The following is a 13537-nucleotide window of genomic DNA, read 5'->3' as shown; positions in this document are numbered from 1 at the left end:
CGCGGCCCCCAGCCGATCAAAAGCTTCAGAAAAGTCGGGCAGGACGCGGATTCAGGGGGCAGTCAGCTCCACCGCCCTGGCGCGGCGGTGGAACAGAGGCGCGCCGATGCTGTCTTCAAGGGATTTCACCTGCGCAGATACTGCACCAGGTGTCACGCCAAGCTCTTCGGCCGCCGCGGCAAAGCTGCCGAGTCGCGCGGCTGCCTCAAAGGCGCGTAGCGCAGTGAGGGGAAGGGGTTTTGGGTGAGGGGGGGCAACGGGCATGATAAGGCTCAATTTTTCTAACCCTAATTTTTCAGAAAACTGGTTTGCCCGCAAGCCAATCCATGGGGTTCACTGACGGGGACCAAGCCATGAAACAGGATCCAGACATATGACTGATGCCGTGACCCCCGCCCTTTTGCCGCGCACCTGGGTGCCTGAAAAATGTGAAACCCTCGTGCAGGGGATCGCGGCAGGCACCGCAGAATCCAAGTCTTCCGACGTGGCGGACCGGATCGACAGGCTGATCGCGCGCAACGCTCAGATCCATGATGAGGAGTGTTTCAACCTCAACCCTGCCACCAATGTCATGAATCCAAAGGCCGAGGCGGTTTTGTCCTTGGGGCTCGGCAGCCGCCCGTCGCTGGGTTATCCGGGTGACAAATACGAAATGGGACTGGAGGCGATCGAGGAAATCGAGGTGATCGCAGCCGAACTGGCGGCAGAGGTGTTTCAGGCCTCCTATGCAGAGGTGCGCGTCGGATCGGGTGCGTTGGCCAATCTTTACGGGTTCATGGCGCTGACGCAGCCCGGTGACGCAATCATCGCGCCGCCCGCTGCCGTGGGCGGGCATGTGACCCACCACAGGGACGGCTGCGCGGGTCTTTATGGTCTAAACACCCACCCGGCGCCGGTGCACGGCGATGGCTATACCGTTGATCTTGATGCCCTTCGACGCCTGGCGCTGCAGGTGCGGCCCAAGCTGATCACCATTGGCGGCAGTCTGAACCTGTTCCCGCATCCCGTAGCGGACATCAGAGCCATCGCGGACGAAGTGGAGGCAAAGGTGCTGTTCGATGCGGCGCATCAATGCGGTATCATCGCCGGAGGCGCCTGGGCCAACCCGTTGCAGGAAGGCGCGCACCTGATGACCATGAGCACCTACAAGAGCCTTGGCGGGCCTGCTGGCGGGTTGATCGTCACCAATGATGCGGGGATTGCCGAGCGGCTGGACGCCATCGCCTTTCCGGGAATGACCGCCAACTTCGACGCGGCCAAGACGGCTGCGCTGGCGGTGAGCCTCTTGGACTGGGTCGAATATGGAAAAGACTATGCTGCCGCGATGATCGAGCTGTCGCAGGCCCTGGCGGCGGAACTGGAGGCGCTTGGCCTGCCGGTGTTCAAAGGGGAGGGGGGTGCCACCCAGTCGCACCAGTTCGCGCTCGAGGCGGCGGATTTCGGGGGCGGGCAGGCCGCGTCAAAAACTCTGCGAAAAGCCGGGTTTCTGGCCTGTGGCATAGGCCTGCCGATTGCGGAGGTTCCGGGGGATTTGAACGGATTGCGGATTGGTACGCCTGAACTGGTCAGGCGCGGTGTGTCCTTGGCCGATGTTCCGGAACTGGCTGGGCTGATTGCCGACGGGCTGACCGGCAATGATCCCGAAGCTGTCGCCAACCGGACCCGTGCGATGCGCGTCAGGTTTCAGGGGATGCACTATGTGCGGGCATGAAATCCAGGCGGGTGACGTTGCGAGTTTTGACTGCTAGGCTGTTCCAAACAAAGGAGTAAAAGCCATGCAATTCGAAAGCCTGATCGGAATGCTGATCATCGGCGCCCTTGCCGGGTGGTTGTCGGGAAAGATCATGCAGGGGCGCGGCTTTGGTATTTTTGGAAACATCATTGTGGGCATCGTCGGGGCTTTTTTGGCGGGGATGATATTTCCGGCGCTTGGCTTTGCCGTCGGAGGCGGGGCTCTGGCCTCCATCATCCATGCCACCATCGGCGCGGTGATCCTGCTGTTCGTGATCGGACTGATCCGCAAGGGGCGCTAGGGGCGCTATCCGAAACCAAAAAAGGCGCCCCAGACGTGAGGCGCCTTCGCTTGCATTATGGGCGCAGGATCAATGCGCCATGAAGACCGGGACGGCCGCCTTTTCCAGCATGTTGCGGGTGGCGCCGCCCAGGATCGCTTCGCGGAATCGCGAATGGCCATAGGCCCCCATGACGATCATGTCTGCTGCGGTATCCGTCGCATGACGGTTCAGGATGTCCGAGACGCGGGGCATCGTCTTGCTCAGCACATCAATCTCGCATTTCACGCCGTGGCGGGCCAGCATCTGCGCCAGCATGCCGCCGGGGTCAGAGCGTTCGGGGCCATGCTGCGGCGGATCGATCACGACGATGCGCGCAGTATCTGCTTTGGTCAGGAAGGGCAGGGCCTTGCGAATGGCCGTCATCGCCTCGATGCTTTCGTTCCAGGCCAAGAGAACGGTTTTGGGCTGGGTCAGGGGTGCGGTCTTGTCCGGAACAACCAGGACTGGTGTGCGCCCCTCGAACAGGGCGGCCTCCACCACCGGCTCGGCCTCGGCGCCAACGCCTTCACCGTAAGGTTTGCCGAGGATCACCAGATCCGAGAACCGCGCATGACGGGCGACGTGCCGACCCAGATCGGCGATGGGCGCAATGGCGATGTCTGTTGAGAAGGGTGTGCCGAGGTGTTTGAGAACTTCGGTTGCATGGGCCTGCAGATCTGCGGCTTCTTCCTGCGCACGCACCATTGCTTCCTGGATGATCATGGCATTGGCACCGGCGTAGTAATAACCGGTCTGGGTCCGGTCGACACCAAGGCACAAGGCCTCGGTGTGACCCGCAAGATGGTCGGCGAGTGCGGCAGCCTGCGCCAGCGGCGCGGCGGCGGTGTTCTTGTCTGTCAGAACGGTCAATAGGGTTTTGTAGGTCATTGTCGCCTCGTTGTGGAAATAGCGCAAAATCCCCAAGTGGACGCGCGTTTCATTGGTCGTGCCATTTTTGATGTGTCACAGTTGTTTCGTGAGTGTCTTGATGCAGATCAATGCGTTGTCCGGGCGCGTTTTGCATCACAAACCCGGTCTAAAAAGGTCCCGCGTGGCGGAAGAATCGCGCGGTACATGTTAAAGGGACGCAAGATGTCTAATTATCTCAAGCTGATAGCGCTTGGTCTCGTCACGCTTTTTGCGATGATGGGGATCAATTTCGCGCGGGATCTGGCTTACCAGGTGCATGCGGTCATCGTCATGCTCGTGGCTGGTGGCTTTTTCCTCTACACTCTGCGCCGCACCGATGAGCCAGCACTGGCCGCGGGCAGCCTCGAACACGAATACTTTGACAGCGTCGTGCGCGCCGGTGTCATCGCAACCGCCTTTTGGGGCGTTGTGGGCTTTCTGGCAGGCACGTTCATTGCTTTCCAGCTGGCCTTCCCGGCGCTGAACTTTGACTGGGCGCAGGGCTTTGCCAACTTTGGCCGCCTGCGTCCGCTGCACACTTCTGCGGTGATTTTTGCCTTCGGGGGCAACGCGCTGCTGGCAACATCCTTTTACGTGGTGCAGCGTACCTCGGCGGCGCGGCTTTGGGGCGGCAACCTGGCGTGGTTCGTGTTCTGGGGCTATCAGCTGTTTATCGTTCTTGCGGCAACCGGCTACCTGCTGGGCGGTACGCAGTCCAAGGAATACGCCGAGCCCGAGTGGTACGTCGACCTGTGGCTGACCGTGGTCTGGGTGGCCTATCTTGCTGTCTTCCTCGGTACCCTGATCAAGCGCAAGGAGCCGCATATCTACGTGGCCAACTGGTTCTATCTTGCGTTCATCGTCACCGTTGCGATGCTGCACGTGGTCAACAACCTGACCATCCCGGTTTCCATCTGGGGATCGAAGTCGGTCATCGTCTGGCCGGGCGTGCAGGACGCCATGGTACAGTGGTGGTATGGTCACAACGCCGTGGGCTTCTTCCTGACCGCGGGCTTCCTTGGCATGATGTACTACTTCATTCCGAAACAGGCAGAACGCCCGGTCTTTTCCTACAAACTGTCGATCATCCACTTCTGGGCGCTGATCTTCATCTACATCTGGGCCGGTCCGCACCACCTGCACTATACCGCACTGCCTGACTGGGCCTCGACCCTTGGCATGGTGTTCTCGATCGTGCTGTGGATGCCCTCCTGGGGCGGTATGATCAACGGTCTGATGACGCTCTCGGGCGCCTGGGACAAGCTGCGCACGGACCCGGTGATCCGCATGATGGTGATCTCGGTCGGCTTTTACGGCATGTCCACCTTCGAAGGTCCGATGATGTCCATCCGCGCCGTGAACTCCCTGTCGCACTATACCGACTGGACCATCGGTCACGTGCACTCCGGTGCGCTCGGCTGGAACGGCATGATCACCTTCGGTGCCCTCTACTTCCTGGTGCCGGTCCTGTGGAAGCGGGAACGTCTCTACTCGCTGCAGATGGTCAGCTGGCACTTCTGGCTCGCCACCATCGGTATCGTTCTTTACGCCGCTTCGATGTGGGTGACCGGTATCATGGAAGGCCTGATGTGGCGTGAAGTGGATGCGAACGGTTTCCTGGTGAACTCCTTTGCCGACACCGTTGCCGCCAAGTTCCCGATGTATGTGGTTCGCGGTCTGGGTGGGGTCATGTTCCTCGCGGGTGCCGTCATCATGTGCTACAACCTGTGGATGACCGTCCGTCGGGCCCCGGCTAAAGAAGCCAGCCTGTCGGTCACGGTCCCGGCTGAATAAGGAGGGCCGGACAATGGCAATTCTCGACAAACATAAAATCCTCGAGACCAACGCGACCCTCCTTCTGGTGTGCAGTTTCCTGGTTGTGACCATCGGTGGTCTGGTGCAGATCGCACCGCTGTTCTGGCTGGAAAACACCATCGAAGAGGTGGAGGGCATGCGTCCCTACACCCCGCTCGAGATGACCGGCCGGGAGGTCTACATCCGCGAAGGCTGCTATGTGTGCCACAGCCAGATGATCCGCCCCATGCGGGACGAGGTCGAACGCTATGGGCACTACTCGCTGGCGGCGGAGTCGATGTACGATCATCCGTTCCAGTGGGGGTCCAAGCGGACCGGACCGGATCTAGCCCGCGTTGGCGGTCGGTATTCGGATGAATGGCACGTGGATCACCTGCGCGATCCGCAGTCGGTGGTGCCGGAATCGGTGATGCCCAAGTACGGCTTCCTCGAGACCACCATGATCGACGGCAAATACATCGGCGAGCTGATGGCGACCAACGCGATCCTTGGTGTTCCCTATACCGAGGAAATGGTCGAAGCGGCCCAAGCCGATTTCATGGCGCAAGCGGATCCCGACAGCGACTATGATGGCCTGCTGGAGCGCTACGGTGAAAACGTCAACGTGCGTAACTTTGACGGTCAGCCGGGGGTTTCCGAAGCGGACGCACTGATCGCCTATCTGCAGATGCTGGGGACTCTGGTCGACTTCTCGACCTTCACCCCGGATGCAAGCCGCTAAGGCAGGAGGAAGAGATGGAAGAATACACACTCCTGCGGCAGTTCGCAGACAGCTGGATGCTGCTGATGCTGTTCGCCTTCTTCATCGGGGTTGTTGTCTGGGTGTTCCGCCCGGGCAGCAGCCGGGTCTACCGCGACACGGCCGATATCCCCTTTCGTCACGATGACAAACCCGCCCCTGCACAGGGTAAAGCCAAGGAGGCGCGGACATGAGTAAGAAATCGCAAAAGTTCGATGGCGATCCGAATACCACCGGCCACGAGTGGGACGGGATCGAGGAGTTCGACAACCCGATGCCGCGCTGGTGGCTGTATACGTTCTACCTCTGCATCATCTGGGGGATCGGCTATACCATCGCCTATCCTGCCTGGCCGCTGATCAACTCGGCAACTGCCGGTGTTCTCGGCTGGTCCACGCGCGCCGATGTCGCCAATGAGATCGCCGCGGTGGAAGAAGCCAACGCGCCGGTCAACGCCAAGCTGGTGGAAACCGAGCTGACCGAGATTTCGGCGGATGCGGACCTGAACTCCTACGCGGTGTCTGCGGGTTCGGCCGTGTTCAAGACATGGTGTGCCCAGTGTCACGGCTCCGGTGCGGCTGGTGCCAAAGGGTATCCGAACCTTCTGGACGACGACTGGCTGTGGGGTGGCTCGATGGAGGATATCCACTTCACCATCTCCCACGGTATCCGCAACGAGGAAAGCGACGAAGCGCGCTATTCGGCAATGCCTGCCTTTGGCCGGGATGAACTGCTTGAGGCCGTAGAAATCGACCTGGTTGTGAACTTCGTGATGTCGCTCTCGGGCGAGCCGCAGGATGCGTCCAAGGTCGAAGCCGGTTCGGTGGTCTTTGCGGACAACTGCGCGTCCTGTCACATGGACGATGGGACCGGTGACCGGGCCCAGGGCGCACCGAACCTTGCGGATGCGATCTGGCTCTATGGCGGTGACCATGCTGCGCTGACGGAAACCGTTACCAATTCGCGTTACGGCGTAATGCCACCGTGGAACACCCGCCTCAGCGAAGCTGAAATCCGTGCGGTTTCGGCCTATGTACATCAGCTTGGTGGTGGTGAATAAACGGGTCCCCGCATTGAAGCCAATTCTCAAAGGGCTGCCCCACGGGTGGCCCTTTTCTCATGTAGTCGGCCCTGTTGCGAAGCCTCACCCCTGGGGGGCTGCATGCGGGCGGTCCCGGCTGCTGATCACGATCGCGAGGAGGATAAGGAGACAGGCCGTGATCTGGCCTGGGCTGATCCTTTCCCCAAAGGCCAACAGGCCAACGGCGAACATGGTTGGCAGCTCGATACTGCCGATGACTGCGGTCTGGCCAGCGCCTGCGATCGGGGCGCAGACGGAATAGATCAGCTGTGGGATCAGCGCGGTGCCTAGGGCGATCCCGGCCAGCAGAAGCCATCCCTGATCGTCCTGCGGCACAATGGAAGAAGGCGCCGAGGTGACAATCAGCGGCAACAGACCAAGGACAGAGCCAAGGGAAACCGCAGCGATACGCGCCAGTGGAGGCAGCGCAGTCAAACGGTAGACCAGCGCCGTGATGCCAAGGCCGAACCCCAGGGGAGCTGCCAGAGAGAGCATCAGCGCCGGAAGGACACCTGCCCCCGCCGTCGCAGGGCCACTTGCCACGAGGGCCGCCAAGATGATCAGACCGGCCGCGCCGATGGCGCGAAGGCTGGGTTTGGCCTGAAACAGAACCCAAGCGATCAGCAGAGTAAAAACCGGATAGGTCATGTAGAGCACCCCGACGAGGGCAACCGGCGCGGTGCGCAGGGCGGCCACATAGGCGATCCATCCCAGTCCCATCGCAGCACCTGCCCCGAGACCCCAGAGTATTGCCCGCGCCTTGTGTCGGTGTCGGATCAGCAGAGGCGACAGAACGACGGCGGCCAGCGTGAAGCGATGAAAGGCGATCACATGTGGCGGCATGCCCTGTTCGGTGAGGCCGCGGGCGAAATAGGGTAAAACGCCAAAGCACAGGGAGGCAAAAAGAACCCCGAGGCTGGCGACAAGGACCGAAGGCCCTGCCAGGGGCGGATTGTGTGAGGCCTGTGTCATTTTGGTTGGATAGCACGACTTCCATGAAGCACGCGCAGAAATCGGAAAGCCGGGCTGGGCGAGCGTTTTTCCTGCCCCGGCAGCCCTTTTTCCTGACCGACTTGATCCGCATCAAATCGCTGTCGCGGCGACTGTGCTTCTATGAATGCAACAGAGACAGGCTCCGCAGATTGCTGCCCTCCCTCGTGGCAGCTGTCTGCGCAGCTCTCGCATCCCGCCTGCGCCGACGTGCTGGCAAGGCGGGTACAAGGCGTCGGCTTTTCGATCTGTTCGCGCGTTTCCTGAAAAGCCGACGCCTGTTTTCATAGCTTGAGTGGATGAACACAGCGAGAACGCCGTGGCGTCAGAACGCTTCGATGCGCGAGCCAATGCCTGATGCGCGCGATCCGCCCAGTGGCGAGGGGCAGCGGTTTGGGCGCGGGTAGATCACGTAATTTGACGCAGGTCTGACGGGTCGCGGTGATCATTGTGCGGGCGTAGATATCGGTCAGCATCGTCGTGCCTCCTGAGCTTGAACATGCGGCAACTGTTGCGCCAAACCGGCTTTCATGCGAGTCAGGAAAAAAGTCATAATGTAAGTACAGGTTACATATGGAGTGGTTTTCTCTTCCGCCCCTGGCCGCACTTAGGGCCTTTTCTGCCTTTGCGGAGACGGGAAATGTGGTTCAGGCAGGAGCTGCCTTGAATGTTAGTCACGCTGCCATCAGCCAGCAGCTGCGCGCACTGGAACGGCACATGGGCGTCGCTTTGTTGGATCGCCGCGGGCGCAACCTGACCCTTACGCCCGAAGGAGAGCATCTGGCGCGGGGGCTGCAATTAGGATTCAGTGCGATCCAGACGGCGGTTCAGGATCTCACCACGTCAGGCGCGGCGCGCCCGCTGCATGTGACCTGCACCCCGATGTTCGCCGCTCAGTGGCTGATGCCGCGACTGGCCGAGTTTCGCGCGCTGCACCCCGAGGTGGACATGGTTCTTGATCCAACAGGCGAACTGGTCGAACTGACCCTTGGCGGGATTGATATCGCGCTGCGCTACGGGGCGGGCAATTGGCCGGGTTTGGAGACGCTGCCCTTGCTGGAATCGCCCATGGTGGTTGTGGCTGCGCCAGAGCTTTTGGACGGGCGCAGGGTGTCTTCGCCGCAGGATCTGCTGGATTTTCCTTGGCTGGAGGAGCTTGGCACGACCGAAGCCGCAAAATGGCTGACGTCGCGTGGCGTGGATGATGCACTGCGGGGGCCGCGCATCCGTTTGCCCGGCAACCTGTTGATGGAGGCGGTGCGCGACGGGCAGGGTGTCGCAGTCAGCGTGCGTTCATTTGTCGAGGACGATCTGCGGGCAGGGCGGCTTGAGGCCTTGTTCACCGAAGACGACACTCGCGGCTATCATATTGTTCATCGTCCGGGAGTCGTGCGCCCCCAGGCACGCAAGTTTGTCGCATGGCTCAAACGGCACAGGGAGCCGGGCGGCTCCGCGATCTGATTGCCCCGATGCCTGTCCACGGCTTCACAACTGCGTGAAGGATGCCGGTCATGCCGCCGATATGCGGAGAAATGCCGCGGCAAAAGATATTTGCCCGATGCACTTTTTGATCCACGTCAAAGCTGCGTCACCTCGCTTCTGTGAGAACGCAAGGCAAAGACCCAATTCAGTGGAGTGAGTCCGTGAGCGATTCCGATCCCGCCCCAAGCCTTTACGTTGCCAGGGAGCCGATTTTTCCAAGGCGCGTGTCCGGGGCTTTCCGCAATCTCAAATGGTATCTGATGGCGGTGATGCTTGGCATCTACTACCTGACGCCATGGATCCGCTGGGACAGGGGACCGTCGTTGCCGGATCAGGCCGTGTTGTTGGATCTAGCAAACCGCCGCTTCTATTTCTTCTGGATCGAGATCTGGCCCCATGAATTCTATTTCGTGGCGGGCCTTTTGATCATGGCCGGTTTGGGGCTGTTCCTGTTTACATCCGCTTTGGGTCGTGTCTGGTGCGGCTATGCCTGCCCGCAAACGGTCTGGACCGACCTGTTCATCCTGGTTGAGCGCTGGATCGAGGGGGATCGGAATGCCCGCCTGCGCCTGCATCGCCAAAAGAAGATGGATGTCCGCAAGGCACGCTTGATGGTGACGAAATGGATCTCCTGGTTCCTGATCGGTCTGGCCACAGGCGGGGCCTGGATCTTCTACTTTGCCGATGCGCCGACGCTGCTGCGTGATCTGGTGACGCTTCAGGCGCACCCCATCGCCTATACCACCATGCTGGTTCTGACACTGACCACCTTCTTCTTTGGCGGTTTCGCGCGCGAACAGATCTGTATCTACGCCTGCCCCTGGCCGCGTATTCAGGCGGCGATGATGGACGAGGACACGCTGACGGTTGGCTACCGTGAGTGGCGTGGTGAGCCGCGCGGCAAGCATCGCAAATCCGCCGAGACAGAGCAGCTCGGCGATTGCATCGACTGTATGGCCTGCGTCAACGTCTGCCCCATGGGGATCGACATCCGCGACGGACAGCAGCTGGAATGCATCACCTGTGCTTTGTGTATCGATGCCTGCGACGATGTGATGGCCAAGATCGGCAAACCCCGCGGGCTGATCGATTACATGGCCCTGTCGGACGAGGCGAACGAGCGTGCAGGCCAGCCGCCGCGCAGCGTCTGGAAGCACATCCTGCGCCCGCGCACGATTATGTACACCTCGCTCTGGTCAGTGGTTGGCTTTGCGCTGGTCTTTGCCCTGTTTATCCGTTCGGACATCGATCTCACGGTCGCTCCGGTCCGAAATCCGACCTTTGTCACCCTGTCGGACGGCTCCATCCGCAACACCTATGATGTGCGCCTGCGCAACAAGCACGGAGAGCCGCGCCAGTTCAACGTTTCGATCAAGGGCGCGCCGGAGATGCGTGTGCAGCTGGAAGGCACACCCTATTCTTCGGTCGAGGTGCCGGCGGATACCGCTTTCCTTCAGCGTGTGTATATTGTGACTCCAAAAGGGGCGCCGTCTTCTCTGGTTGAATCTTCTCCGGTTCGGATCTGGGTCGAAGACCTCGGTAACGGCGAGCGGGCCTACAAGGACACTACCTTTAACGGACGGGGGAACTGAGCCATGACCGAAGAGAAACGCCCGCGCGAGTTCACCGGTCGCCATGCGCTCATGGTCTTTGTCGGGGCCTTTGCGGTGATCATCAGTGTGAATCTTGCGCTGGCTTTCAATGCCGTGAAGACCTTTCCGGGGCTTGAGGTGAAGAATTCTTACGTGGCCAGTCAGGAGTTTGACGTCCGGCGGACCGCGCAAGAGGCCCTTGGCTGGTCTGTCTATGCTTCGGCGCAGGATGGTTTCGTGAAGCTTGAGATTACCGACCGGGACGGCAAGCCCGTAGAGGTTGCCAAGCTTTCGGCGACACTCGGGCGGGCGACCCATGTGAAGGACGACCAGAAACCGGATTTCCAGTTTGACGGTCAGGCCTATGTGGCCCCTGCCGATCTGGGGGCTGGCAACTGGAACATCCGCATGGTTGCGCGGGCCAAGAATGGCACCGAGTTCACCCAGCGTGTGATCCTGCATGTGACCAAAGGGTAAGACGAAATGACGGCCCAGATGCGCCCACAGATGGCGGTATGCCCCGGCTGCGTTGCGGCGCCCTCCGAGGCGGTGGAGCAAGCCCCAACCGAAGCGCGTCTGGCTCTGTCGCTGCCCACAATCCATTGTCAGGGGTGCATCTCTGCGGTGGAGCGGGCGCTGAACGCCCATCCGGGGATACATTCCGCACGGGTGAACCTGACGCTGAAACGCGCCTTGATCGAGGCCGAGCCGGACCTGCGCGCCACCGATCTGATCCCGGTCTTGGAAGGTCTTGGGTATGAGGCGCATGAGCTGGACCTGACTGCCTTGGCTGCGACGCAGAACGACAAGGCGGGCCGGGATCTGCTGATGCGGCTGGCGGTTGCGGGCTTTGCCTCGATGAATGTGATGCTGCTGTCTATCTCTGTCTGGTCCGGGGCGTCGGACGCAACACGGGACATGTTCCACTGGATCTCGGCGGCAATCACTTTTCCGGCGATCATCTTTTCGGCGCAGCCTTTCTTCAAGAACGCCTGGAGTGCGCTGAAGGTCGGTCGCCTGAACATGGACGTGCCGATCGTGCTGGCGCTGGTTCTGGCCCTCGTAACCTCCCTCTGGGAGACGTCGCTCTCAGGTGAACATGCCTATTTCGACGCGGCGCTGACGCTGACCTTTTTCCTTCTGGCGGGGCGCTACCTGGACTATCGCACCCGCGCGGTGGCCCGGTCGGCGGCGCAGGAACTGGCCGCGCTGGAGGTGCCTCGCGCCATACGCCTGCTGGACGGGCAGGAATATGAGATTCCGGTGGCTGATCTGGTCATCGGCGATCTGATTCTGGTGCGCCCCGGCGGACGGATGCCCGTAGATGGTGAGGTGGTCGAAGGGCATTCGGAACTGGACCGCTCGCTTCTGACCGGTGAGACCCTGCCGGTTTTCGCAGCACCCGGCACAGGGGTTTCGGCGGGAGAAGTGAACCTGACCGGCCCCCTGACCATCCGGGCAACAGCGGTGGGAGAGGAAACCTCGCTGCACCGCATGGCCGATCTGGTGGCCATCGCAGAGTCGGGCCGTTCACGCTATACCTCGCTGGCTGACAGTGCCGCGAAACTCTATGCGCCGGGGGTACACATCCTGTCGGCGCTCGCCTTTCTGGGCTGGTATGTTTTCACCTTCGACATGCGCACCGCGCTCAATATCGCGGCTGCTGTGCTGATCATCACCTGCCCTTGCGCGCTTGGTCTTGCGGTGCCTGCCGTCACGACGGCGGCCTCGGGGCGGCTGTTCAAGAAGGGCATGCTGATCAAGCATTCCACCGCGCTTGAGCGTCTGGCCGGGGTCGATACCGTAGTGTTCGACAAGACCGGCACGCTGACTGCCGGGACGCCGCAGCTTGTGAACCTTGAAACGATCGACCGCAGCGACGTGGAAATTGCACTGGCGCTTGCAATGCCGTCTTCACATCCTCTGTCGGTTGCCCTTGTACGTGCCGCACGCGAGGCCGGGATCGAACCTGCAAAGGTCACCGATCTGCGTGAGGTGCCGGGCTATGGCACCGAGGGTGTCTATCAGGGGCGCACGGTGCGTCTGGGGCGTGCGGCCTGGGTGGGTGCCCAGCAGGGCAGTCAGACGGCAGCCTGGCTCGATACCGGGGAGGGCAGCCCGTCTGGCTTTTTCTTTACCGATTCCCTGCGTCCCGGCGCAGCCGAAGCTGTGCGGGCCTTGCAGGCGGCAGGCAAGGATGTGTTGTTGATATCGGGCGATACCACCGGCGCGGTGGAGGCGCTGGCGCAGCGGCTTGGCATCGACAAATGGGTGGCTGAGGCTCTGCCAGAGGACAAGGCCGCGCGCATACGGATGCTCGCCGATCAGGGCAAGAAGGTGCTGATGGTCGGCGATGGTTTGAACGACACGGCGGCCCTTGCTGCGGCGCATGTGTCGATCTCGCCGGCCTCTGCCCTGGATGCGGCGCGCGTTGCTTCTGACATCGTGCTCCTGGGGCAGGACCTCGAGCCCATTGCCGACGCCTGCGCCGTGGCGGGCAAGGCGATCCGCCGGATTCGCGAAAACTTCCGTCTTGCCACGCTCTACAACGTGATTGCCGTGCCTCTGGCGGTCGCAGGTCTGGCAACGCCCCTGATCGCGGCGCTGGCCATGTCCAGCTCCTCCATCACCGTATCGCTGAACGCGCTGCGTTTGAAATCCTGATCCGAAAGGCCCTTGCGTATGAGCGTCCTGTCCTACCTGATCCCGATCTCCCTGATCCTGGGCGGCGCCGCGCTTGTGGGGTTCATCTACACGGTGCGCTCAAATCAGTATGACGACCCCGAAGGGGATGCGCGGCGGATCCTGAGCGATGAGTGGGACGATCACCCCAAGCCCTGAGGCAAAGCTGCCCCTGCCAAAAACGAAGGCCCCG

Annotated in this window: 14 protein-coding genes; 11 read left to right on the top strand and 3 right to left on the bottom strand. The window is 61.3% G+C overall.

Annotation, left to right across the window (positions count from 1 at the left end):
• Positions 1-51: 51 nt before the first annotated feature.
• Positions 52-264: a LysR family transcriptional regulator gene (locus tag AADA15_RS09275; RefSeq protein WP_341641277.1), complete on the bottom strand. Its 213-nt coding sequence runs from the start codon at positions 262-264 to the stop codon at positions 52-54.
• Positions 265-373: 109 nt separating this feature from the next.
• On the opposite strand from AADA15_RS09275, the gene glyA reads away from it, so the two are divergent.
• Positions 374-1711: a serine hydroxymethyltransferase gene (gene glyA, locus AADA15_RS09270; RefSeq protein WP_341641276.1), complete on the top strand. Its 1338-nt coding sequence runs from the start codon at positions 374-376 to the stop codon at positions 1709-1711.
• A 64-nt stretch (positions 1712-1775) separates the two neighbouring features.
• Positions 1776-2033 (top strand): GlsB/YeaQ/YmgE family stress response membrane protein, encoded by a 258-nt coding sequence (locus AADA15_RS09265; protein ID WP_341641275.1) that lies wholly within the window; start codon positions 1776-1778, stop codon positions 2031-2033.
• Positions 2034-2102: 69 nt separating this feature from the next.
• On the opposite strand, the gene AADA15_RS09260 is transcribed toward AADA15_RS09265, so the two are convergent.
• Positions 2103-2942 (bottom strand): universal stress protein, encoded by an 840-nt coding sequence (locus AADA15_RS09260; protein ID WP_341641274.1) that lies wholly within the window; start codon positions 2940-2942, stop codon positions 2103-2105.
• A 204-nt stretch (positions 2943-3146) separates the two neighbouring features.
• On the opposite strand from AADA15_RS09260, the gene ccoN reads away from it, so the two are divergent.
• The 4 genes from ccoN to ccoP are packed head-to-tail and all read left to right on the top strand — an operon-like array spanning position 3147 to position 6577.
• The gene (ccoN, locus tag AADA15_RS09255) at positions 3147-4757 is read left to right on the top strand and encodes a cytochrome-c oxidase, cbb3-type subunit I (protein WP_341641273.1); all 1611 of its coding nucleotides are present in this window, start codon (positions 3147-3149) and stop codon (positions 4755-4757) included.
• A 13-nt stretch (positions 4758-4770) separates the two neighbouring features.
• Entirely contained in the window at positions 4771-5499 is a 729-nt protein-coding gene (gene ccoO, locus AADA15_RS09250; protein WP_341641272.1) for a cytochrome-c oxidase, cbb3-type subunit II, read from the top strand.
• Between the two features lie 14 nt (positions 5500-5513).
• Complete coding sequence (locus AADA15_RS09245; protein WP_341641271.1) at positions 5514-5711, top strand: cbb3-type cytochrome oxidase subunit 3; 198 nt, start codon at positions 5514-5516, stop codon at positions 5709-5711.
• On the top strand, positions 5708-6577 hold the full coding sequence (gene ccoP / locus AADA15_RS09240; RefSeq protein ID WP_341641270.1) for a cytochrome-c oxidase, cbb3-type subunit III: 870 nt from the start codon (positions 5708-5710) through the stop codon (positions 6575-6577). The genes AADA15_RS09245 and ccoP overlap by 4 nt, the downstream gene beginning before the upstream one ends.
• Positions 6578-6661: 84 nt before the next feature.
• Here ccoP and AADA15_RS09235 read toward each other — a convergent pair whose 3' ends face one another.
• Complete coding sequence (locus AADA15_RS09235; RefSeq protein ID WP_341641269.1) at positions 6662-7570, bottom strand: DMT family transporter; 909 nt, start codon at positions 7568-7570, stop codon at positions 6662-6664.
• A 591-nt stretch (positions 7571-8161) separates the two neighbouring features.
• Between AADA15_RS09235 and AADA15_RS09230 the strand changes: the two genes are divergently transcribed.
• From AADA15_RS09230 to ccoS, 5 genes are all read left to right on the top strand, one after another.
• The gene (locus AADA15_RS09230) at positions 8162-9049 is read left to right on the top strand and encodes a LysR family transcriptional regulator (protein WP_341641268.1); all 888 of its coding nucleotides are present in this window, start codon (positions 8162-8164) and stop codon (positions 9047-9049) included.
• A 182-nt stretch (positions 9050-9231) separates the two neighbouring features.
• Positions 9232-10662, top strand: a complete 1431-nt coding sequence (gene ccoG / locus AADA15_RS09225) for a cytochrome c oxidase accessory protein CcoG (RefSeq protein ID WP_341641267.1) — start codon at positions 9232-9234, stop codon at positions 10660-10662.
• Between the two features lie 3 nt (positions 10663-10665).
• On the top strand, positions 10666-11139 hold the full coding sequence (locus AADA15_RS09220; RefSeq protein WP_341641266.1) for a FixH family protein: 474 nt from the start codon (positions 10666-10668) through the stop codon (positions 11137-11139).
• A gap of 6 nt (positions 11140-11145) precedes the next feature.
• The gene (locus tag AADA15_RS09215; protein ID WP_341641265.1) at positions 11146-13326 is read left to right on the top strand and encodes a heavy metal translocating P-type ATPase; all 2181 of its coding nucleotides are present in this window, start codon (positions 11146-11148) and stop codon (positions 13324-13326) included.
• Positions 13327-13344: 18 nt separating this feature from the next.
• Positions 13345-13503, top strand: a complete 159-nt coding sequence (gene ccoS / locus AADA15_RS09210) for a cbb3-type cytochrome oxidase assembly protein CcoS (RefSeq protein ID WP_192964374.1) — start codon at positions 13345-13347, stop codon at positions 13501-13503.
• Positions 13504-13537: the final 34 nt, after the last annotated feature.

Source organism: Phycobacter sedimenti, from assembly GCF_038148855.1.
Lineage (GTDB): Bacteria > Pseudomonadota > Alphaproteobacteria > Rhodobacterales > Rhodobacteraceae > Phycobacter > Phycobacter sedimenti.
The sequence above is the reverse complement of the archived record's forward strand: the minus strand, read 5'-3'. Positions and strand labels throughout refer to the sequence as shown.